This is a genomic window from Streptomyces sp. A012304 (assembly GCF_026008495.1).
In the GTDB taxonomy this organism is placed as follows: domain Bacteria; phylum Actinomycetota; class Actinomycetes; order Streptomycetales; family Streptomycetaceae; genus Streptomyces.
This window is the reverse complement of sequence record NZ_BQUN01000013.1, coordinates 69,661-90,967: the sequence shown is the minus strand read 5'-3', so window position 1 is coordinate 90,967 and position 21,307 is coordinate 69,661. Positions and strand designations below refer to the sequence as shown.

Sequence of the window (21,307 nt, the reverse complement as noted above, 5' to 3'; positions counted from 1 at the left end):
CCGGCTGCGCCGCCGTCAGCCGGTGTACGCGCAGCCGCCGTCAGCCGGTGTACGTGTAACTGGACGAGGCCTGCTCGAACAGCCGTGTCACCTCGTCCCGCTCGGCCTCCGGCCCGCGTACCTGGACGACGTGGTAGCGCCCGTCGAGGAGGAGCGCGAGGTTGCGGACGAACAGCTCGCGGCCGTCGTCCGTCGTCCAGGTGAACTGGCCCTCGGCCATGGTCCGCCCGCCCACCTGGATGGTCCGCAGCCCGGAGGCGGTGGCCCAGCTGGAGTCGCGGTAGGGCTGGAGTTCGCTCTCCTTCTCCCGCTGGTAGACCATCGGGTCGCTGCCGTCGCGGGCCGCGGTGTCGCGGCCGGGCACGATGATCAGCTCGAAGCCGCCGTGCGCGTAGACGACCTGGCCGCGCCCGTTCTTCGGGGTGCGGTCCCAGCCGTTGGCGACGGCGACCCGGAAGCCCTCCGCGTCCTCGCGCACGGTGAAGCCGTCGGCGACGTCGCCCCCGGAGCCGGACTGCGGCTGTGTCGCCCCGGACCCGGCCGAGGTGGAAGCGCTGTTGCCGGTGCCGTCCGGGACCGGCGTGCCCTGGTCGTCGGGCCGGGGCTCGCTGCTCGCCTGCGGCGTCTGCTCGACCTGGCCGGCGGCCCCGGTCCGCTCGGTGCCGCTCGCGCCGCCCGCGCCCTCCTCCTCCGCCTTGGGCATGAACAGCACGGCGTAGGCGATCGCCGCGGCCATCGCCAGCAGGACGAGCACGAGCAGGGTGCGGCCCAGGCTGCGCGGCGAACGGGTGGGTTCCTGCCGGGCCCGCTTGTGCCGCCCGCTGGTCGCCGGCAGCCCGGCGCGCCGTCTGCGCACCAACTCGCCCTTGCGGCGCACGATGGGCAGCCGGCGCGGGTCGACGGGCGGCGCGGCGACGACGTATGTGCCCGCCTCCGGTTCGGGAGCCGAGCGCACCAGGGAGCGCAGCCAGCCGCGCAGTTCCTCGAAGTCGAGACGCTCGGTGGGGTCCTGGCGCAGCAGCGACTCCACGACCGGCCGCAGCGGTCCGCACTCCTCGGCGAAGGCCGGCGGTTCGGCGCACACCATCTGCACCAGTTCCGCCGTCGACTCCTCCGGGTACGGCGCGTGCCCCTGGACGGCGCGGAAGAGCAGCGCGCCCAGCGCCCACAGGTCGGTCGCGGGCCCGATGGGCGGGGCGAGCCGCCAGTTCTCGTGCACGGGTCCGGCCTGCTCCGGCGCCCACCGCTCGGTGACCGGCCCGACGACGGCCATGCGCGCCTGCCGCGCCCGCTCGGCGGCCAGCGCGGTCGCCGGCCCGCGCCGCGCCCCGGCCCCGGCCGCCGGCTCGTCCCAGCCGCCGGCCGCCGCGCCGCCCTGCGCGGGCATCGGCACCGGCACCTGCTCCACGGGCCGCACGCCGTAGGGGTCGGCGATCCGCCCCGCCGAGGTCCCGCTCCCGAGCGCGTACGGCGACAGCGGCGCGCCGCTCGTGCCCGTGTCGTCCTCGGCCGGGGGACGGGCCCCCGGCAGTGCCGCCCGCCCGTTCTGCTGCGTCTCCTGGATCCGGGCCGCCGCCCGCGCTCCCGCCCGGTATGCGGCGATCGCCCCGGCCCGGGCGGCGCGGATGTCCCCGCCGGTCTCCACGGTCCTGCGCGCCACCGCGTTCGACGGCGTGCCGCCCGAAGGCGTGCCGCCCGAAGGCGTGCCGCCGGTGGGCGCCGGCTCGGTGCCCGGCGCGGGCAGCCCTCCGGCGGCGCGCGCCTCGATCGCCGCCCGCCGCGCGGCCTCGGGATCCACCCCGCCGGTCACTGCCGTCGCCCCGGTGCCGGGTCCCGTGGACAGGGCGGGCCCGCCGCCGCGGTCCTCGCCTTCCTCCACGGGCACCGGGTCGTACCCGCACAGCGCCTCCTCCGCCGCCCCGACCGCGAGGCCGGTCAGCATGACCCGGCCGTCGTCGCAGACCAGGACCGTGCGCGCGGTGATGTTCCGGTGCACCCAGCCGTGCGCGTGCAGCACCCGGAGCGCCATGAGCACGTCGGAGGCGACCTCCGCAGCCCGGTACGGCGTCAGCGGCTTCTCGGCGAGCAGCGCCGCCAGTGGCCGTGCGGCCACCCACTCGCTCACTATCCACAGGGAGCCGCCCTCGGCGAACACGTCGAAGACCTGGTCGAGCCGTGGATGATCGGGAATGCCCGCCGTGGCCTGCGCCGCTTCCACCGCCCGCCGGACGAACGGATCGCTGGGCCGCCGGGTGCTCGCGCCGGCGTGTCCCACGGGTCCCCGTGCGGTGCGCTCGCGCGCGGTGAACCCGTCGGGCAGCCCCTCCGCGTCGAGCACCTCGGCTTCGACGACCTCCGGCAACGGCACCTGCCGGACCAGGACTTCCTGCCCGCTGTAGGTGTCGAAGGCCCGGGTCTCGGTGAGTTCGTACTCGTCGGAGGGCGGCAGCGGCAAGCGGTAGCGGTCGGCGAGTACCCGTCCCGCATAGTCGTCCACGTTGCCTCCCCCGGCCGCCCGGTCGATCAATTCCATTCACACTGCGGCCGGTTCCGGCCGCGTCCGGTCGGTTCCAGCCCGGACAGCTGGCTGCGTACGGTCCGCAGGCACTCACGATACGTGCCGTCGGCAACCGGAAAAGGTGTGATGCCAGATCTCACGCGGCGAACTCGGCGGGGCCCGCGCGCTACTTCTTCGGCGTGAACGTCTCCGTCAGCGTCTGCCAGGTGTTCTTGCGCAGGTCGCCGTCCCACGCGGCGGACTTCGCGGTGTACATCAGCGCGTACCCCTGGCTGTCGCTGACGACGAATCCCCGGTCGATCGTGCGGTACGCGGTGCCGCCCTCCACGTACGTGAACTCCCAGTCGGCGGTGTTCCAGCCGCGGTACTCCACCGCCGCTATGCGGATCCTCTGGTACTGCGAGCGCTTCATGCCGCGCTCCTGGTTCTCCCAGTCCGCGACGGGGTCGTCCTTGGGCGTGGTCGTCCAGGCGACCAGCAGCTTCTGCCCGTCGGGGCCGGTGAACCGGTCCCCGGCGCTGTCCGAGGAGCGGTACTTCCAGCCGGTGGGCAGCCCGATCGAGTAGCCCTGCTTGCCCGAGTGCGTCGTCGCGGCCCGGCTGCCGGGGGCGGCGGAGACCTCGGAGCCGGCGCCGCCGGTCGTGGCGGTGCCGCCGGGCGTGCCGCCGGCCGCCGGGTCCGCCGCGCCGGACGGGGACGCCGCCCCGTCGGTGCGGGTCCCTCCGGACTGGTCATCCTTGGTGTCCGCGCTCGCGTCGGCGCTCGCCACCGTCTTGGCGCCGCTGCCCGGCGCGCCGCTCGTCTTGCTGTCGTCGCCGCTGAGCGCGATGGCCAGCACGGTGCCGAGCACCGCGAGCACCACCACCACGGCGATGATCACCAGCGTCCGCTTGGGCACCACGTCGGTGAGCGGCGCCCGGGGCACGGGCCGCGGCGGCAGGTCCGGCGGCGTCATCACGGGCCACCCGGAACTGCGGCCACTCGTCCCGCCGTTCACTCCCTGGGTCGCCTGCGCGCCCGCGCCCGGGGCGCCGTGGAGTCCCTGGGCACGCCCGCTGTGCGCGGCGGCCGTGGCGCCGGACGCCGCGACGGACGAGGAGGCCGCCGGGGCGGAGGGCTTCGTCGCAGCCGCTGCCGGGGCCGAGGGCTTGGCCTTGGCGGGGGCGGCGGGCGGTGCCGGGTGCGCGGCCGTGGTCGCGCCGGCGCCGGAGCCGACTCCACCGCTCGTCGTCGCCTCCTGGGTTCCCACGGACCCCGAAGCGGCCGTGCTGTTGGCCGACTTGGCGCGGGACGCGGCCGCCGAGGTGGCCGCTCCCGCCGCGACGGCGGCCTTGCGCACCGACCGCAGCGCACCGCGCAGCTTCTCGGCCGCCTCGCCGCCCCCCGAACCGCCCTTGCCGTCGGCGCCGTCCGGCTGCACCGGCAGCGGCACGAGCTTCGTGGCGTCGGCCGGCTCGTCCTTCGGGTCGGGCGCGTGGATCACCGCGTTGAGCTTGGCCCGCGCACCGGCGTCGTCGAGGCGCCGCGCGGGGTCCTTGGTGAGCAGGCCGTAGATGACGTCCCTCAGCGGACCCGCGTTCTTCGGCTCCTCCAACGGTTCGGTCATCACGGCGGTGAGCGTCGCGATCGCGGAGCCCTTGTCGTACGGGGGCGTGCCCTCGACCGCCGCGTACAGCAGGCCGCCGAGCGACCACAGGTCGGCCGCCGGTCCCGGCTTGTGTCCGCGGGCCCGCTCCGGGGAGATGTAGGAGGGCGCGCCGACGAGCATGCCGGTGGAGGTGATGGACGGGTCGCCCTCGACCTGGGCGATGCCGAAGTCGGTGAGCACCACCCGGCCGTCCTCGGCGATCAGCACGTTGGACGGTTTCACGTCACGGTGCAGGATCCCCTCACGGTGGGCCGACCGAAGCACGTCGAGGATGGCCAGCCCCACCTCCGCCGCCCGCTTCGGTTCGAGCACGCCGTCCTCACGGATGACCTCGGCGAGCGACTTGCCCTCGACGAGCTCCATCACGATCCACGGCCGGTCGTCCTCGTCGACCACGTCGAAGACCGTCACCGCGCTGTTGTTGCGGATCCGGGCGATGGCCTTGGCCTCGCGCAGCGTCCGCGTGATCAGCCGGCGCTTCTCCTCCTCGTCGATGTTCGACGGGAACCGCAGCTCCTTGACGGCGACCGTCCGCCCGAGGGTCTCGTCCTCCGCGCGCCACACCGTCCCCATGCCGCCGCGGCCGAGTACGTCTCCCAGCCGGTACCGCCCGGCGAGGAGACGTGCGCTCTTGTCATGACGGGATGCCCCCGCCCGCTCCGCCTCCGACATGCGTCCCCTCATGCAACCCGCCCTGACAGAGCCTCCATTGTCCCTCACCCGACAAGTGCCCGACGCCCAGGGTGCCCCTCACCGCACCTCGGGACCGGCGCATTTCGGCCAGAAGGTGCAGCGCACTCCGGCCAGCAGCCCACCGACGGTCCCACGAGGCCCGCCGAGTCCCCGACCGAGAATCAGGCCGAGGCACACCAAACCGACCTCACCACCCGCTCCGAGGGCAGCGCGAGCGCCCCGCCGACGCCCAGCGAGAATCACGCCGACGTTCTGTCAGGAGCCGCCCGGACGGCCCACCGAGGACCGGGTGCCGACATCCCGTCAAGAACCATGCCGAAAGCACGCGAGGACCGTGAGCCGACCTCCCGTCAAGAGTCGTGCCACGTCCCGCGAGGACGGTACGCCGGCGTCCCGCCGAGGAACGCGCGCCGCCATCCCGCCGAGGACTCGCGCCGGCGTCCGTCACAAGTGAGGTCGCTGTCTCGTCGTACGGGGTGCAGGTGCTCGTCGATCAAGGAGTGGATGATGAACCTCGCGCTGTGGATCGCCGCCGGACTGCTGGCCGCCATAGCCCTGTCCGGTGGCCTCACCAAGATGGTCGTGCCCCGGGAGAAACTGGCCGCGGCCCGCGGTGGGGGATGGGTCGCGGACAACGGCGTCGCCTTCCTCAAGACACTCGGCGTCCTCGAACTCCTCGCCGCGGCGGGCCTGATTCTGCCCGCGGTGCTCGACATCGCACCGGCTCTGGTGCCGGTGACCGCCGTCTGCTGGGTCCTGCTGATGGTCGGCGCGATGATCACCCACGGCCGCCGCGGCGAATCCGCGTTCATGGCGGTGAACCTGGTCTATCTCGCCCTCGCGGCCTTCATCGCCTGGGGCCGCTTCGGCCCCGAGTCCTTCACCGGCTGACCGACGGCGGCGAGACCCCGAGCCCCTCTCCCGGGTCGGCTCTCGCGGTCACCGTCCGAGAGCGCTGTGAACCTCTGGTCCGCCCCGGGTCCGTCGCGCCCGCCCGCGGCGCGCCCCGCCCCCGCTGAGCGCGGCGCGCCGACCGGAAACCGTCTCCGAGCCACCCGCCTCCGGGCGAGACCGGTCTCGGCGTGAACGGTTGTGACGATGTCCCGGAGCCCGGTGAGCCGCACGCCCCGGCACCCTGCATGATGGGCGCCGACAGGGAGAGAGGACCAGCCATGCCACCGCTGCCGGCCATGCCAACGCTGCCGGCCATGCCACCGCTGCGGAGCCTGTTGACCGTACTGCTGGCCCTGGTGGTGCTCGGCCTGACCGCGACCGGCTCCCGGGCGACCGGGGCCCCTTCCGCCGAGAGTTTCCTCCCGCTGCTCCTGACCCCGGGCAAGGCCCCGGCCGCGGCGCTGCTCGCCCACGACGCGACCGGTGGCACCCGCTACGCCCAGGCCGGCCGGGGCGTTTCCCGGTCCGACCACTTCCGGGCCGGCAGCATGACCAAGACCTTCCTCGCCACGGTCGTCCTTCAACTGGCGGCCGAACAGCGGCTGTCCCTGTCCGACACGGTGGAGCGGCACCTGCCCGGCCTGGTGCGCGGAGCCGGGAACGACGGGCGCGCGCTGACTCTGCGTTCCCTGCTCACCCACACCAGCGGCCTGTACGACTACACCCGGGACACCAGGGCGACCGTCCCCGTCAGCCCGCTCCAGGCGGTCCGTATCGCACTCACCCACTCCCCGGCCGACCTCGGCCGCTTCGCCTACTCCAACACCAACTACGTCCTGCTCGGCCTGGTCGTCGAACAGGTCACCGGCCGCTCCTACGCCGCCGAGGCCGAGCGGCGCGTCATCGCTCCGCTGGGTCTGACCGGCACCTCCTTCCCGGGATCCCGTACTTCTCTGCCCTCCCCGCACGGCCGCGCCTACGGCACGGACGGGACCGACGTCACCGCGCTCGACCCGCGGGTGGCCGGGGCCGCGGGCGAGCTGGTGACCACGCTCGCCGACCTGGACCGCTTCTACGCGGCCCTGCTGGGCGGCGCGCTGCTGCCCCCGCGCTGGCTGCGCGAGATGCGTGACACCCGTACCGCACACGGCGCGTACGGCATGGGGCTGTTTCCGGTGACGCTGTCCTGCGGAGTGACCGTGTGGGGGCACAACGGCCGGATCTCGGGCAGCTATGTGCGCACCGCAGCCACCGTCGACGGCCGGCGGGTCCTCACCTTCCGCGTGAACACCACCGCGATCGCAGATCCCCGCCTCGAACCGGCCCTGCTCGCGGCCGAGTTCTGCCCTCGCACTCAGTGGAACGACCGGCTTCCGAACGAAGATCCTGCTTCGCGACACTCGTTCGAGTGACCCGGCCTTCGAGCCCGCCCCCGGCAGGCGCCACCCATCCGAGCACGCCGCCCCACTCACCAGGAGGCGCCGCCTCCCCGAACAGCGTCGCCCGCCCTCACAGCGGCACTATGTCCGGCGCCCCCAGTCGCGCCGCGTCCGCCGTCAGGTCGTCCGGCTGGCGCTGCGACTCGCGCTCGGCCTCCACGCGCTTCTCGTAGTGCTGGACCTCGCGTTCGACCTGGTCCGCGTCCCAGCCGAGGACCGGCGCCATCAGCTCCGCCGCCTCCCGGGCGCTGCGCGTGCCCCGGTCGAAGGTCTCGATGGAGATGCGGGTGCGCCGGGTCAGCGTGTCGTCGAGGTGGCGAGCGCCCTCGTGCGAGGCGGCGTAGACGATCTCGGCGCGCAGGTAGTCGTCGGCCGCGTGGAGCGGCTCGCCCAGTGAGGGGTCGTCGGCGATGAGGTCGAGAACCTCCTCCGCCAGCGCGCCGTACCGGTTCAGCAGGTGCTCGACCCGCACGACGTGCAGGCCAGTGCGGGCGGCTATGCGCGCTCGCGCGTTCCACAGCGCCCGGTAGCCCTCCGCGCCCAGCAGCGGCACGTCCTCCGTGACGCACTCGGCGACCCGCAGGTCGAGCCCGTGCACGGCTTCGTCGACCGCGTCCTTGGCCATGACCCGGTACGTCGTGTACTTGCCGCCCGCCACCACGACGAGCCCCGGCACCGGGTGCGCGACGGTGTGCTCGCGCGACAGCTTGCTGGTGGCGTCCGACTCGCCCGCGAGGAGGGGCCGCAGACCGGCGTAGACGCCCTGGACGTCGTCGCGGGTGAGCGGCACCGCGAGGACGGAGTTCACGTGCTCCAGCAGGTAGTCGATGTCCGCGCTGGAGGCGGCCGGGTGCGCTTTGTCGAGGTCCCAGTCGGTGTCCGTGGTGCCGACGATCCAGTGCCGCCCCCAGGGGATGACGAAGAGCACGGACTTCTCGGTGCGCAGGATCAGCCCGGTCGAGGAGTGGATCCGGTCCTTCGGCACGACGAGGTGGATGCCTTTGGAGGCCCGCACATGGAACTGGCCCCGCTCCCCCACCATCGCCTGGGTGTCGTCCGTCCACACGCCCGTGGCGTTGACGATCTGCCGGGCGCGGATCTCGTACTCCCCGCCCGCCTCCACGTCCTGCACGCGCGCGCCCACGACCCGTTCGCCCTCGCGCACAAAGCCCGTCACCCGGGCGCGGTTGGCCACCTGCGCGCCGTAGGCCGCGGCCGTGCGCACCAGCGTGGCGACGAAACGGGCGTCGTCCATCTGCGCGTCGTAGTACTGCAACGCGCCGACCAGCGCGTCCTTCTTCAAGGCGGGGGCTATCCGCAGGGCGTGACGGCGGCTCAGATGGCGGTGGACGGGCAGGCCCCGGCCGTGCCCGCGGGCCATGGACATCGCGTCGTACAGCGCGACGCCCGACCCGGCGTACAGCCGCTCCCAGCCCTTGCCCTGGAGCGGGTACAGGAACGGTACGGGCTTCACCAGATGGGGAGCCAGTCGCTCCAGCAGCAGGCCGCGCTCCTTCAGTGCCTCGCGGACGAGGGCGAAGTCGAGCATCTCCAGGTAGCGCAGGCCGCCGTGGATCAGTTTGCTGGACCTGCTCGATGTGCCCGACGCCCAGTCGCGGGCCTCGACCAGGCCCGTGGACAGGCCGCGCGTGACGGCGTCCAGGGCCGTGCCCGCGCCGACCACACCGCCTCCCACGACGAGCACGTCCAGCTCGCGCTCGGCCATGGCCGCCAGTGACTCGGCTCGCTGCGCCGGCCCCAGTGTCGCTGTCCTCACCGCTGCCTCCCGCTGTCGGTCACGTCGGCCGCGCCGCTCAGGGCGTGGCCCGGTCCCTCTCCCTCATGCCCAAATTCTGACCGCGTCGCCCGACTTCAGCCACCACTCGCCCCCAGCCTGTGGACAACTCTCACGGAACCGGATCTGGCCGGGCGGCAAAGCCCGGGCGACGCCGGCGCACCGCCGCCGGCCGCCCAGCACGGCCGATCAGCACAGCGGCCCGACACAGCGGCCCCACACAGCGCCCAACACAGCGGCCCAACACAGCCGATCAATCCCGCAAATCGGTCATATTTACTCCTAGTCTGACATTGCGCTCGCCCATCCTGTCCACCGGGCTTGCGCACCTGCCCCGCTTCGGTTATTGGGAAGGACGGCCCACGCCATGCCCGCAGATCTCGCCGTCATCGGACTCGGCCCCCTCGGACTGCCCCTGGCCCAAGCCGCCGTGGCCGCCGGCATCCCCACACTCGGCTACCGCACCGGCCCCGAGGCGGGTTCCCTCAGCCCCGCCGAGCGGCGCCGGATGCTCTCGGGCGGTTTCCGGCCCGCCACCAACCCCGCCGAACTGGGCCGGGTGCGCACCGCCGTCATCTGCGCCCCCACCCCGCGCGACACGGACGGCGGGCTCGACCTGAGCCAGGTGGAGACGGCCGCCCGCACTCTCGCCGGACACCTGCGCCCGCACACCACCGTGGTCCTGGAGTCGCCCGTGTACCCCGGGACGACCGAGGAATTCCTGCGCCCCCTGCTGGAGGAGGTCTCCGGACTGCGCGCGGGCCGCGACTTCCACCTCGCCTACTCGCCCAGCCGCGTGGACCCCGGCCGGCGCGACTTCACCCCGGCCACCACCCCCAAGGTCATCGGCGGCCTCACCCCCGCCTGCACCGAGTCCGCCGCCGCCTTCTACGGCCGGCTCAGCGACAAGGTGGTACGCGCGCGTGGATTGAGGGAAGCGGAGACCGTGCAGCTTCTGGAGACCAATTTCCGGCACGTCAACATCGCCCTCGTCAACGAGATGGCCGTCCTCTGCCACGACTTGGGCGTCGACCTGTGGGACGTCATCCGCTGCGCCGAGACCAAACCGTTCGGCTTCCAGGCGTTCCGCCCCGGCCCCGGCGTCGGAGGCCACTCCGTCCCCCTGGACCGCACCGGTCAGCCCGGCAGTCCCCTGCGCATGGTGGAGCTCGCCCAGCAGGTCAACAACCGCATGCCCCGGTACGTCGTCCGGCGCGCCGCCGCCCTCCTCAACGAGCACGGCAAGTCCGCCCGCGGCGCCCGCGTCCTGCTCCTCGGCGTCACCTACAAGCCCGATCTCGCCGACCAGCAGAACACCCCCGCGCGCGAGATCGCGATCCGTCTGATGGAGCTCGGCGCCGCCGTCAGCTACCACGACCCGCACGTACCGTCCTGGAGCGTCCTGGACCACCCGGTCCCCCGCGCCGACTCCCTCTACGAGGCCGCCGCCAACGCCGACCTGACGATCCTCCTCCAGCCGCACCGCACCTACGACCTCCAGGGCCTGTCCGTGAAGGCGCAGCTGCTGCTGGACACCCGGGGGGCCACGCCCACGGGGGCGGCGCACCGGTTGTGAAGGGGGGCGCGTGGGCGCGCCCCCCTTCAGCCCGTTCCCACCTTCAAGGCAACCGCGCGCCCCCGCGCCACTCCGCGCGCCGCCCCCGCGGTCCGGAGACAAAAAGGGGCCGGTCACCTCACCCGGAGTGAGCTGACCGGCCCCTCATGGGGTCCTGCGGGCTACCGCCGGTGCGCCGAGTCCGCCACGGTCACCTCGACGCGCTGGAACTCCTTCAGCTCGCTGTAGCCGGTGGTGGCCATGGCGCGGCGCAGGGCGCCGAAGAAGTTCATCGAGCCGTCCGGGTTGTGGGACGGGCCGGTGAGGACCTCCTCCAGCGTGCCGACCGTGCCGAGGTCGACCTTCTTGCCGCGCGGAAGCTCCTCGTTGACGGCCTCCATGCCCCAGTGGTGGCCACGGCCCGGCGCGTCGGTCGCGCGGGCGAGGGGGGAGCCCATCATCACGGCGTCGGCACCGCAGGCGATCGCCTTGGGCAGGTCGCCGGACCAGCCGACGCCGCCGTCCGCGATCACGTGCACGTACCGGCCGCCGGACTCGTCCATGTAGTCGCGGCGGGCCGCCGCGACGTCGGCCACGGCCGTGGCCATCGGCACCTGGATGCCGAGCACGCCGCGCGTGGTGTGCGCGGCACCGCCGCCGAAGCCCACCAGGACGCCGGCCGCGCCGGTGCGCATCAGGTGCAGGGCCGCGGTGTAGGTGGCGCAGCCGCCGACGATCACCGGGACGTCCAGCTCGTAGATGAACTGCTTCAGGTTCAGCGGCTCGTGGGAACCCGAGACGTGCTCCGCCGACACCGTGGTGCCGCGGATGACGAAGATGTCCACGCCCGCGTCCACGACGGCCTTGGAGAACTGGGCCGTGCGCTGCGGGGAGAGCGCGGCCGCCGTGACCACGCCGGAGTCGCGCACCTCCTTGATGCGCCGGCCGATCAGCTCCTCCTTGATGGGCGCCGCGTAGATCTCCTGGAGGCGGCGGGTGGCCTTCTCGGCGGGGAGCTTGGCGATCTCGTCGAGCAGCGGCTGCGGGTCCTCGTACCGCGTCCACAGGCCTTCGAGGTTGAGCACGCCGAGGCCGCCCAGCTCGCCGATGCGGATCGCGGTGGCCGGGGAGACGACCGAGTCCATGGGGGCGGCCAGGAACGGCAGCTCGAAGCGGTAGGCGTCGATCTGCCAGGCGATCGAGACCTCCTTCGGGTCCCGCGTACGGCGGCTGGGGACGACGGCGATGTCGTCGAAGGCGTACGCCCGGCGGCCGCGCTTGCCGCGCCCGATCTCGATCTCAGTCACGTCTGTGGCCTTTCCCTGATGCGTTCCAGCGTCTTCCAGTATCGCCGACGGGTACGACAAGGGCGGCCCCGGATGCTCCGGGACCGCCCTCGCCGAGTCCTCACGCGCGCGTGAGGGTCACTTCTTGGTGCTGTAGTTCGGCGCCTCGACCGTCATCTGGATGTCGTGCGGGTGGCTCTCCTTCAGGCCCGCCGAGGTGATCCGGACGAACCTGCCGCCCGCCTGGAGCTCCGGCACGGTGCGGCCGCCGACGTAGAACATCGACTGGCGCAGGCCGCCGACCAGCTGGTGGACGACGGAGGACAGCGGGCCGCGGTAGGGCACCTGCCCCTCGATGCCCTCGGGGATCAGCTGCTCGTCGGAGGCGACGCCCTCCTGGAAGTAGCGGTCCTTGGAGAACGACCTGCGGTCGCCGCGGGTCTGCATGGCACCCAGGGAGCCCATCCCGCGGTACGACTTGAACTGCTTGCCGTTGATGAACAGCAGCTCGCCCGGGGACTCCTCGCAGCCCGCGAGCAGCGAGCCCAGCATCACCGTGTCGGCGCCCGCGACGAGGGCCTTGGCGATGTCGCCGGAGTACTGCAGACCACCGTCGCCGATGACCGGGACGCCGGCTTCCTTCGCGGCGAGGGAGGCCTCGTAGATGGCGGTGACCTGCGGGACGCCGATGCCGGCGACCACGCGGGTGGTGCAGATGGAGCCCGGGCCGACGCCGACCTTGATGCCGTCGGCGCCCGCGTCGACGAGGGACTGGGCGCCGTCGCGGGTGGCGACGTTGCCGCCGATGACGTCCACGCCCGTGTGGTTCGACTTGATCTTGGCGATCATGTCGCCGACCAGCCGGGAGTGGCCGTGCGCGGTGTCGACGACGATGAAGTCGACGCCCACCTCGATCAGGGCCTGGGCGCGCTCGAAGGCGTCACCGGCCACACCGACCGCGGCGCCGACCAGGAGGCGGCCCTGGGAGTCCTTCGCGGCGCGCGGGTACTTCTCGGCCTTGACGAAGTCCTTGACGGTGATCAGGCCCTTGAGGACGCCCGCGTCGTCGACCAGCGGCAGCTTCTCGATCTTGTGGCGGCGCAGCAGGTCCATGGCCTCGACGCCGGAGATGCCGACCTTGCCGGTGACCAGCGGCATCGGGGTCATGACCTCGCGCACCCGGCGGGTGCGGTCGGTCTCGAAGGCCATGTCGCGGTTGGTGACGATGCCCAGCAGCTTGCCGGAGCCGTCGGTGACCGGGACGCCGCTGATGCGGAACTTGGCACACAGTGCGTCGGCCTCGGCGAGCGTGGCGTCCGGGTGGATGGTGATCGGGTCGGCCACCATGCCGGACTCGGAGCGCTTGACCAGGTCGACCTGGTTGGCCTGGTCCTCGATGGAGAGATTGCGGTGCAGTACGCCTACGCCGCCCTGGCGGGCCATCGCGATCGCCATGCGCGATTCGGTGACCTTGTCCATGGCGGCGGACAGCAGCGGGATGTTCACCCGCACGTTCTTGGAGACGTACGAGGCGGTGTCGATCTCGTCAGGAGCCATGTCCGACGGGCCCGGCAGCAGCAGCACGTCGTCGTAGGTCAGCCCGAGGGTCGCGAATTTGTCGGGCACTCCGTCGACGTTGGCAGTCATGACACCTTCCCCAAATGGCCTTGATCGGTGCGGATGTCCATGCTAACGGGAAGCACGCCTCCCTCATTCCACGGCCCGGACCGACTCCGGGCTTCGTATGTTCGTACGGAAGCGGCGACGGGCCTGTTCACCGAAGGGACTACTGCTCCGCAAGGGCTCGCAGTCTGCTCAGTGCCCGGTGCTGGGCCACTCGGACCGCTCCGGGTGACATTCCCAACATCTGGCCGGTCTCCTCCGCCGTCAGGCCCACCGCGATGCGCAGCAGGAGCAGCTCCCGCTGGTTCTCGGGCAGGTTGGCCAGGAGTTTCTTCGCCCACTCGGCGTCGCTGCTGAGCAGCGCCCGCTCCTCCGGGCCGAGGGAGTCGTCCGGCCGCTCGGGCATCTCGTCGGACGGGACCGCCGTCGAGCCCGGGTGGCGCATCGCGGCGCGCTGGAGGTCGGCGACCTTGTGGGCGGCGATGGCGAAGACGAAGGCCTCGAAGGGGCGGCCGGTGTCCTTGTAGCGCGGGAGGGCCAGCAGGACGGCCACGCAGACCTCCTGGGCGAGGTCCTCGACGAAGTGGCGCGCGTCCCCCGGGAGGCGGGACAGGCGGGTGCGGCAGTAGCGCAACGCCAGGGGGTGGACGTGGGCGAGCAGGTCATGGGTGGCCTGTTCGTCGCCGTCGACGGCGCGGTGCACGAGTGGGCCGATCGCCCCTGGGGGCTGGGCCGCCTCGTCATCACGCATCGGTCCATGGTGCCCTGCGGCCGTCCGGTCCGCGGCACCACGCCCGTCGTTGTGCACCGAAGCGTTATGAGCAGGTGCGCCGGAACTCATCCCCTGCGCCCTCCCCTTCCGCTCGACCGACTCGTCCCCGAGGAACTCCACACCTCAAGGATGCGGCATCCGCGGCGAAACGAGCAGCGGGCGTCCGACGAGGCCGGATGCCGCCCCCGTCCCCCGCCCGGCGGACGGGGGGTTTCCGCAGGCCCGCCACCCCGCGTGAGCAGGAAGGTCCGCTCATGCCCCGGTCCCCCTTCGCTGATGTCGGCTTGCTCCGAAAGAGGCCTTCGGGGTGGGTCCGCCGGTCCCCCGAGGGCCCGGCATGCCCTCCGCCGGAGTGGTACGCGGATCCGGCGCGCCCTCCGCCGGAGTGGCCGTACGCGGATCCCCACGGGCGGGCGCGCTCGCACGGGACGCCCCCGTCCGTCCCGCTCCGCCTCGCCGGCGCCGGTCCGAGCGATCCGTCGGCCCGCTCACCGGCGCGGCCGCGTCCCGTGCCGGGGCGGCCGGCCCGATGCAGGGGGCACCTGCTAGCGGACGAGCCCCCACCGGAAGCCGAGCGCCACCGCGTGCGCGCGGTCGGAGGCGCCGAGCTTCTTGAACAGGCGGCGGGCGTGGGTCTTGACGGTGTCCTCGGAGAGGAACAGCTCGCGGCCGATCTCGGCGTTGGAGCGGCCGTGGCTCATGCCCTCCAGCACCTGGATCTCCCGCGCGGTGAGGGTGGGCGCGGCGCCCATCTCGGCGGAGCGCAGCCGGCGCGGGGCGAGCCGCCAGGTGGGGTCGGCCAGGGCCTGGGTGACGGTCGCGCGCAGTTCCGCGCGGGAGGCGTCCTTGTGCAGGTAGCCGCGGGCGCCGGCGGCGACCGCGAGGGCGACGCCGTCGAGGTCCTCCGCGACGGTGAGCATGATGATGCGCGCACCGGGGTCGGCGGACAGCAGCCGCCGCACGGTCTCGACGCCGCCCAGTCCGGGCATGCGCACGTCCATCAGGATCAGGTCCGAGCGGTCGGCGCCCCAGCGGCGGAGGACTTCCTCGCCGTTGGCCGCCGTCGTCACGCGCTCGACGCCGGGCACGGTCGCGACCGCGCGGCGGAGCGCCTCTCGGGCAAGCGGGGAGTCGTCGCAGACGAGGACGGAAGTCATGGCCGCCCTCCGCAGCTGATGCGCGTCACCTTGTGCCTCCAGGCTGGTACGTATCGTCACCTGTGCGGTCGACCGTCTCGGACGCCTGCCCGAGCGTTTGTGTTTTCAACCGCCTCCGCCCTCTCAACGATGGTCACTCGAAAGAGTTACGGGGCCGCGTGCATTCTTCGGCACTCTACGTGAGGGGACGGACACGGTGGAGGCAGCCGCGCGGACCCTCAAGCTTTCATCACAACCAGTGCCCCGTTCAGCCCCATTTCTTCCCATTTCTCAGTGTCTGAGGCTAGATTCGCAATGAGTCATATTTTCATCTCCTTAGATCGTAGTTGTACGGTCGTGGGCACCGTATCCGCTCGAAACGGCTACAAGGGGTCACGCAATGGCAGATTTCTCCCGCCTTCCCGGACCGAACGCGGACCTGTGGGACTGGCAGCTGCTGGCTGCCTGCCGCGGGGTGGACAGCTCGCTCTTCTTCCATCCGGAGGGCGAGCGCGGGGCGGCGCGGAGCGCTCGCGAGAACTCGGCCAAGGAGGTCTGCATGAGGTGCCCGGTCCGCGCGCAGTGCGCGGCGCACGCGCTGGCGGTGAGAGAGCCGTACGGCGTGTGGGGCGGGTTGACCGAGGACGAGCGCGAGGAACTCATGGGGCGAGCGCGCCACCGCCTGGTGTCCGCGTCGACTGGCGGGAACACCACTTCGGACGATTGAAGGAACAAGTGAGGGAACAAGTGAAGGAACGTTTCTTCAAGAGCCGGGACACGCGTGTGCCCCGGCTCTCGCGCTAGCGCGACGCCGCCCGCTCCAGCTGCTCCAGCGTCGCGGCCACGGCCGGCACCTGGGCCAGGTCGGGCAGCGTGAGCGCGACGATCTCGCGCCGCACGGCCGGCTCCAGCGTCACCGCGCGCGCACCGCGCGGCCGTACGGACTCGATCGCGAGCTGGGGCAGGACGGCGACGCCGAGGCCCGCCCCGACCAGGCCGGCGACCGCCGGGTAGTCGTCGGTCGCGAAGTCGATGCGGGGGGTGAAGCCCGCCTCCTGGCACACCTCCACCAGATGGCCGCGGCAGCGCGGACAGCCCGCGATCCACGGTTCCCGGGCGAGTTCCCCGACGGCGAGCGACTCCGCGCGCGCGAGGCGGTGCCGTTCCGGCAGGAGGGCGACCAGGCGGTCCGTCAGCAGCGGGCGCACGACCAGGTCGGCCCACTCCTCGGCGCCCGCCGCGCCCTCGTAGCGGAAGGCGAGCGCCACGTCGCAGTCGCCGGCGCGCAGCCGGTCGACGGACTCGGGCGGTTCGGCCTCCTCCAGGGAGACCCGAGTGCCGGGGTGCGCGGCGCGCAGGGCGGCCAGCGCGGTGGGGACGAGGGTGGAGCTGCCGCTGGGGAAGGAGACCAGACGGACCCGGCCGGCGCGCAGCCCGGCGATGGCGGCGACCTCCTCCTCGGCCGCGGTGAGTCCCGCGAGGATGCCCGTGGCGTGCCGTACGAGGGCCTCGCCCGCCTGGGTCAGGCGCATCTCGCGGCCGCTGCGCACGAGCAGGGGCGTACCCACGGAGGCTTCCAGGGCCTTCATCTGCTGGCTGACCGCCGGCTGGGTGCAGCCCAGCTCGCGTCCCGCCGCCGAGAAGGACCCGGTGGCGGCGACGGCGCGCAGCACACGGAGATGACGGGCCTCGATCACCCCTTGAGCATAAGCGCATCTTGGGTGCGACGGAGAAAACCACGTCGACACTTTGAGCACGCTCGCTTACGGTGCGGCCATGAGGCTTCTGTCTGTGAACGTGGGCCGCCCGAAGAGCGTGCCGTACTCGAACCACCCCGAGGGCATCACCGGGATCGACAAGCGGCCGGTCGACGGGCCGGTGCGGGTCGCGGCGCCGGGGCCGAAGGGCACGGCGGGCAGCGGCCTCGCCGGGGACGCGGTGTGCAACTTGCGCCACCACGGTGGGAACGACCAGGCGGTGTACGCCGTCGCGCGCGAGGACCTCGACGACTGGGAGCGCGAGCTGGGGCGCGCGCTGCCCAACGGCGCGTTCGGCGAGAACCTCACCACCACCGGTCTGGACGTCTCCGGGGCGCGGATCGGCGAGCGCTGGCGGATCGGCTCCGAGGTGGTGCTGGAGGTGACCTCCGGGCGGATCCCCTGCGCCACCTTCCAGGGTCATATGGGTGAGAAAGGCTGGGTCAAGCGGTTCACGGAGAAGGCCGCGACGGGCGCGTATCTGCGGGTGATCGTGCCGGGCGAGATACGCGCGGGGGACACGGTGAAGATCGTCCACGTGCCGGAGCACGACGTGACGGCCCGGATGGACTTCCAGGGCAACACCACCGACCGGAGCCTGCTGCCCCGGCTGCTCGCGGCGGGTGAGGCGCTGCACCCGGCGACGCTGGCGGCGGCCCGCAAGTACGTGGCGGAGCGGGGCGCCTGAGCCGCGGTACGGGTACGCGGCGGAGCCGCCCGCCCGAGCCGCGGTGGAGGGGCGCGCCCGAGCCGCGGTCAGGGCGGATGTGCGCACGAGGTCTTCACGTTCGGGAGGCCGCGTGCAGGGATCGGGCGCTGTCGGTCCGGGTCACTACCCTTCTGCCATGACAACGGCTCTGATTACGGGTTCGACCGCGGGCATCGGCGCCGCGTTCGCGCGGCGGCTGGCGGCGGACGGGCACGATCTCGTCCTCGTCGCCCGGGACACCGAGCGTCTGCGGGAGCAGGCGACCGAGTTGCACGACCGGCACGGCATCGAGGCGGAGGTGCTGACCGCCGACCTTTCCGAGGACAAGGGCATCGAGTCGGTGGCCGACCGGCTCCGGGACCGCAGGAGCCCCGTCGACCTGCTGGTCAACAACGCGGGCTTCGGCAACAAGGGCCGCTATCTCGACGTGTCGATGGCCGATGAGCTGAGGATGCTCAAGGTGCACTGCGAGGCGGTGCTGCGGCTGACGTCGGCGGCGGCGGAGGCGATGCGGGAGCGCGGGCGCGGCGGGGTCGTCAACGTGGCGTCGGTGGCGGCCTTCCTGCCGCGCGGCACGTACGGGGCGTCCAAGGCGTGGGTCGTGCAGTTCACGCAGGGGGCCGCCAAGGATCTGGCCGGCAGCGGGGTGCGGCTGATGGCGCTGTGTCCGGGGTTCGTGCGCACGGAGTTCCACGAGCGGGCCGGGATGGGCACGGACAACATCCCGGGGTGGATGTGGCTGGACGCGGACAAGCTGGTCGCGGAGGCGTTGCAGGACCTGGCGCGCGGGAAGACCGTGTCGATCCCCGATCCGCGGTACAAGGCGCTGATGGGTGTGGTGAAGGTGGTCCCGAGGGGCCTGCTCGGCGGGGTCTCCTCGAAGGCGGGACGCAAGTACGGGCCGCAGTAGCCGGGGCCCGGCCCCCCGGGCGAGCCGTGGCGGCGGGCAGGTGGCGTCGGCGTTCCGGTGGGAAAATGGGCGTGACATGACCGGACCCAGGGGGGCCGGAGGCGCGCCATGACATTCGTACAGCTCATCGACTGCAAGACCAGCCGGTTCGACGAGATGAACCGGCTGCTGGACTCGTGGGTCGAACAGACCAAGGGGAAGCGGACCGCGACGCACGCGCTCGTCGGCAAGGACCGATCGGACGCCTCGCATCTCATAGAGATCGTGGAGTTCCCGTCGTACGAGGAGGCGATGCGGAACTCGAACCTCCCGGAGACCGACCGGATCTTCCGGGAGATGGTGGCCCTGTGCGACGAGATGCCGACCTTCACCGATCTGGAGGTGGTGCGGGACGAGCAGCTCAACCGCACGCTGGCGCGGGAGTTCTTCGAGGATCTCGGACGCGCCGACCTCGACCGGCTGCTGGAGCGGATCGCGGACGACTACGTCGACCATGACCCGGCGAACCCGCAGGACACGGGGGTGCGGGCGGCGCGCGACGAGATCGCGGGGTGGCGGCGGGCCTTCGACTTCTCGTTCCGGATCGACGGCCAGCTGGCCCAGGACGACCTGGTGTGCACGCGCTGGACGTGGACCGGCCGCCACAAGGGCGACTTCCTGGGGATCCCGGCCACCGGGCAGGAGTGCAGCATGACCGGCATGACCTGGCACCGGTTCCGGGGCGGGCAGATCTGCGAGGGCTGGTGGCAGTACGACCGGGCGGGGCTGATGGAGCAGTTGGGGGTACTCGGCCAGTAGCCGGTCATAGCCCGCGAGGACGGCGAAGGGGAAGGCCCCCGCTCCCTGAGGGGAACGGGGGCCTTCTGCGAGCGGTGGGCTCAGTGGGCGTGGCCGTGGCCGTGGCCCGCGGCGGCCGGCTCCTCTTCTTCCTTCTTCTCGACGACCAGGGTCTCGGTCGTGAGGAGGAGGGAGGCGATGGAGGCGGCGTTCTCCAGGGCGGAGCGGGTGACCTTCACCGGGTCGATGACGCCGGCCTTGATCAGGTCGGTGTACTCGCCGGTGGCGGCGTTGTAGCCGTTGCCCTTCTCGAGCTCGGCGACCTTGGAGACGATGACGTAGCCCTCCAGGCCGGCGTTCTCCGCGATCCAGCGCAGCGGCTCGACGGCGGCGCGGCGGACGACGGAGACACCGGTGGCCTCGTCGCCGGTCTTGTCGAGGTTGCCCTCGAGGACCTTGACGGCGTGGACCAGGGCGGAGCCACCACCGGAGACGATGCCCTCCTCGACCGCGGCGCGGGTCGCGGAGATGGCGTCCTCCAGACGGTGCTTCTTCTCCTTCAGCTCCACCTCGGTGGCGGCGCCGACCTTGATCACGCACACGCCGCCGGCCAGCTTCGCGAGGCGCTCCTGGAGCTTCTCGCGGTCCCAGTCGGAGTCGGTGTTCTCGATCTCGGCCTTGATCTGCGCGACGCGGCCCTGGACGTCCTCGGACTTGCCGGCGCCGTCGACGATCGTGGTGTCGTCCTTGGTGACGGTGATGCGGCGGGCGGTGCCGAGCACGTCGACGCCGACCTGGTCGAGCTTGAGGCCGACCTCCTCGGAGATGACGGTGGCGCCGGTGAGGACCGCCATGTCCTGGAGCATCGCCTTGCGGCGGTCACCGAAGCCGGGCGCCTTGACGGCGACGGCGTTGAAGGTGCCGCGGATCTTGTTGACGACGAGCGTGGACAGGGCCTCGCCCTCGACGTCCTCGGCGATGATCAGCAGCGGCTTGGAGGAGTTGGTCTGGATGACCTTCTCCAGCAGCGGCAGCAGGTCGGCGATGGAGGAGATCTTGCCCTGGTTGATGAGGATGTACGGGTCCTCCAGGACGGCCTCCATGCGCTCCTGGTCCGTCACGAAGTACGGCGACAGGTAGCCCTTGTCGAAGGCCATGCCCTCGGTGAAGTCCAGCTCCAGGCCGAAGGTGTTGGACTCCTCGACGGTGATGACACCGTCCTTGCCGACCTTGTCCATCGCCTCGGCGATGAGCTCGCCGACCTGCTGGTCCTGGGCGGACAGCGCGGCGACGGCGGCGATGTCGGACTTCTCGTCGATCGGGCGGGCCGAGGCGAGCAGGTCGTCGGAGACGGCCTTGACGGCGGCGTCGATGCCCTTCTTCAGGGCGGCCGGGGAGGCACCGGCGGCGACGTTCTTCAGGCCCTCGCGCACCAGCGCCTGGGCGAGCACGGTGGCGGTGGTCGTACCGTCACCCGCGATGTCGTTGGTCTTGGTCGCCACCTCCTTCACCAGCTGCGCGCCGAGGTTCTCGTACGGGTCCTCGATCTCGACCTCGCGGGCGATCGTGACACCGTCGTTGGTGATGGTGGGGGCACCGAACTTCTTGTCGATGACGACGTTGCGGCCCTTGGGGCCGATCGTCACCTTGACCGTGTCGGCCAGCTTGTTGACGCCGCGCTCGAGGGCGCGACGGGCGTCCTCGTCGAACTTCAGGATCTTCGCCATGACAGCGGGAGCCCTCTCGGAAAATCTGTGGGCGGAAAACTCTGGAAAGAAACTGCGCCCCGGGCGCC

16 protein-coding genes are annotated in these 21,307 nt (G+C 72.4%); 7 read left to right on the top strand and 9 right to left on the bottom strand.

Annotated elements, in window-relative coordinates:
* Nucleotides 1-40 precede the first annotated feature (40 nt).
* Nucleotides 41-2,533, bottom strand: coding sequence for a protein kinase (locus ALMP_RS04545; RefSeq protein WP_375803427.1), 2,493 nt, complete (start codon nucleotides 2,531-2,533; stop codon nucleotides 41-43).
* A gap of 151 nt (nucleotides 2,534-2,684) precedes the next feature.
* Entirely contained in the window at nucleotides 2,685-4,838 is a 2,154-nt protein-coding gene (locus ALMP_RS04540; RefSeq protein WP_264924873.1) for a serine/threonine-protein kinase, read from the bottom strand.
* A gap of 528 nt (nucleotides 4,839-5,366) precedes the next feature.
* On the opposite strand from ALMP_RS04540, the gene ALMP_RS04535 reads away from it, so the two are divergent.
* Together ALMP_RS04535 and ALMP_RS04530 are read left to right on the top strand one after the other, a co-directional pair.
* Nucleotides 5,367-5,750 carry a DoxX family protein gene (locus tag ALMP_RS04535; RefSeq protein ID WP_264924920.1) on the top strand — a complete coding sequence of 128 codons (384 nt, stop codon included), beginning with the start codon at nucleotides 5,367-5,369 and terminating at the stop codon, nucleotides 5,748-5,750.
* 317 nt (nucleotides 5,751-6,067) lie between these two features.
* Nucleotides 6,068-7,165, top strand: a complete 1,098-nt coding sequence (locus tag ALMP_RS04530) for a serine hydrolase (protein WP_264924872.1) — start codon at nucleotides 6,068-6,070, stop codon at nucleotides 7,163-7,165.
* Nucleotides 7,166-7,262: 97 nt separating this feature from the next.
* On the opposite strand, the gene ALMP_RS04525 is transcribed toward ALMP_RS04530, so the two are convergent.
* Entirely contained in the window at nucleotides 7,263-8,969 is a 1,707-nt protein-coding gene (locus ALMP_RS04525) for a glycerol-3-phosphate dehydrogenase/oxidase (protein ID WP_264924871.1), read from the bottom strand.
* Nucleotides 8,970-9,354: 385 nt separating this feature from the next.
* Between ALMP_RS04525 and ALMP_RS04520 the strand changes: the two genes are divergently transcribed.
* On the top strand, nucleotides 9,355-10,563 hold the full coding sequence (locus ALMP_RS04520) for a nucleotide sugar dehydrogenase (protein WP_264924870.1): 1,209 nt from the start codon (nucleotides 9,355-9,357) through the stop codon (nucleotides 10,561-10,563).
* Between the two features lie 161 nt (nucleotides 10,564-10,724).
* Here the strand turns inward: ALMP_RS04520 and ALMP_RS04515 are convergent, their stop codons facing one another.
* The 4 genes from ALMP_RS04515 to ALMP_RS04500 form a co-directional block, all read right to left on the bottom strand.
* Nucleotides 10,725-11,849 carry a GuaB3 family IMP dehydrogenase-related protein gene (locus tag ALMP_RS04515; protein WP_264924869.1) on the bottom strand — a complete coding sequence of 375 codons (1,125 nt, stop codon included), beginning with the start codon at nucleotides 11,847-11,849 and terminating at the stop codon, nucleotides 10,725-10,727.
* A 117-nt stretch (nucleotides 11,850-11,966) separates the two neighbouring features.
* Entirely contained in the window at nucleotides 11,967-13,475 is a 1,509-nt protein-coding gene (guaB, locus tag ALMP_RS04510) for an IMP dehydrogenase (protein ID WP_264924868.1), read from the bottom strand.
* Between the two features lie 139 nt (nucleotides 13,476-13,614).
* Nucleotides 13,615-14,202 (bottom strand): sigma-70 family RNA polymerase sigma factor, encoded by a 588-nt coding sequence (locus tag ALMP_RS04505; RefSeq protein ID WP_264924867.1) that lies wholly within the window; start codon nucleotides 14,200-14,202, stop codon nucleotides 13,615-13,617.
* 566 nt (nucleotides 14,203-14,768) lie between these two features.
* Nucleotides 14,769-15,380, bottom strand: a complete 612-nt coding sequence (locus tag ALMP_RS04500; RefSeq protein ID WP_003948568.1) for a response regulator transcription factor — start codon at nucleotides 15,378-15,380, stop codon at nucleotides 14,769-14,771.
* Between the two features lie 379 nt (nucleotides 15,381-15,759).
* Between ALMP_RS04500 and ALMP_RS04495 the strand changes: the two genes are divergently transcribed.
* Nucleotides 15,760-16,086 carry a WhiB family transcriptional regulator gene (locus ALMP_RS04495; RefSeq protein WP_264924866.1) on the top strand — a complete coding sequence of 109 codons (327 nt, stop codon included), beginning with the start codon at nucleotides 15,760-15,762 and terminating at the stop codon, nucleotides 16,084-16,086.
* A gap of 73 nt (nucleotides 16,087-16,159) precedes the next feature.
* Here ALMP_RS04495 and ALMP_RS04490 read toward each other — a convergent pair whose 3' ends face one another.
* Entirely contained in the window at nucleotides 16,160-17,056 is an 897-nt protein-coding gene (locus tag ALMP_RS04490; protein ID WP_264924865.1) for a LysR family transcriptional regulator, read from the bottom strand.
* A gap of 79 nt (nucleotides 17,057-17,135) precedes the next feature.
* On the opposite strand from ALMP_RS04490, the gene ALMP_RS04485 reads away from it, so the two are divergent.
* The 3 genes from ALMP_RS04485 (at nucleotide 17,136) to ALMP_RS04475 (ending at nucleotide 19,533) form a co-directional block, all read left to right on the top strand.
* Nucleotides 17,136-17,804 (top strand): MOSC domain-containing protein, encoded by a 669-nt coding sequence (locus ALMP_RS04485; protein WP_264924864.1) that lies wholly within the window; start codon nucleotides 17,136-17,138, stop codon nucleotides 17,802-17,804.
* 157 nt (nucleotides 17,805-17,961) lie between these two features.
* The gene (locus tag ALMP_RS04480) at nucleotides 17,962-18,735 is read left to right on the top strand and encodes an SDR family oxidoreductase (RefSeq protein ID WP_264924863.1); all 774 of its coding nucleotides are present in this window, start codon (nucleotides 17,962-17,964) and stop codon (nucleotides 18,733-18,735) included.
* Between the two features lie 108 nt (nucleotides 18,736-18,843).
* Complete coding sequence (locus tag ALMP_RS04475) at nucleotides 18,844-19,533, top strand: ester cyclase (RefSeq protein ID WP_264924862.1); 690 nt, start codon at nucleotides 18,844-18,846, stop codon at nucleotides 19,531-19,533.
* Between the two features lie 80 nt (nucleotides 19,534-19,613).
* On the opposite strand, the gene groL is transcribed toward ALMP_RS04475, so the two are convergent.
* Nucleotides 19,614-21,239, bottom strand: coding sequence for a chaperonin GroEL (gene groL, locus ALMP_RS04470; protein WP_264924861.1), 1,626 nt, complete (start codon nucleotides 21,237-21,239; stop codon nucleotides 19,614-19,616).
* Nucleotides 21,240-21,307: the final 68 nt, after the last annotated feature.

Bases quoted from the DNA above. Each gene is read 5' to 3' on its own strand.
- ALMP_RS04485 (WP_264924864.1), top strand. From the start codon at position 17,136: ATGAGGCTTCTGTCTGTGAACGTGGGCCGCCCGAAGAGCGTGCCGTAC.
- ALMP_RS04480 (WP_264924863.1), top strand. From the start codon at position 17,962: ATGACAACGGCTCTGATTACGGGTTCGACCGCGGGCATCGGCGCCGCG.
- guaB (WP_264924868.1), bottom strand. From the start codon at position 13,475: ATGACTGCCAACGTCGACGGAGTGCCCGACAAATTCGCGACCCTCGGG.
- ALMP_RS04530 (WP_264924872.1), top strand. From the start codon at position 6,068: ATGCCACCGCTGCGGAGCCTGTTGACCGTACTGCTGGCCCTGGTGGTG.
- ALMP_RS04520 (WP_264924870.1), top strand. From the start codon at position 9,355: ATGCCCGCAGATCTCGCCGTCATCGGACTCGGCCCCCTCGGACTGCCC.
- groL (WP_264924861.1), bottom strand. From the start codon at position 21,239: ATGGCGAAGATCCTGAAGTTCGACGAGGACGCCCGTCGCGCCCTCGAG.
- ALMP_RS04475 (WP_264924862.1), top strand. From the start codon at position 18,844: ATGACATTCGTACAGCTCATCGACTGCAAGACCAGCCGGTTCGACGAG.
- ALMP_RS04505 (WP_264924867.1), bottom strand. From the start codon at position 14,202: ATGCGTGATGACGAGGCGGCCCAGCCCCCAGGGGCGATCGGCCCACTC.
- ALMP_RS04495 (WP_264924866.1), top strand. From the start codon at position 15,760: ATGGCAGATTTCTCCCGCCTTCCCGGACCGAACGCGGACCTGTGGGAC.
- ALMP_RS04540 (WP_264924873.1), bottom strand. From the start codon at position 4,838: ATGTCGGAGGCGGAGCGGGCGGGGGCATCCCGTCATGACAAGAGCGCA.
- ALMP_RS04500 (WP_003948568.1), bottom strand. From the start codon at position 15,380: ATGACTTCCGTCCTCGTCTGCGACGACTCCCCGCTTGCCCGAGAGGCG.
- ALMP_RS04545 (WP_375803427.1), bottom strand. From the start codon at position 2,533: ATGGAATTGATCGACCGGGCGGCCGGGGGAGGCAACGTGGACGACTAT.
- ALMP_RS04535 (WP_264924920.1), top strand. From the start codon at position 5,367: ATGAACCTCGCGCTGTGGATCGCCGCCGGACTGCTGGCCGCCATAGCC.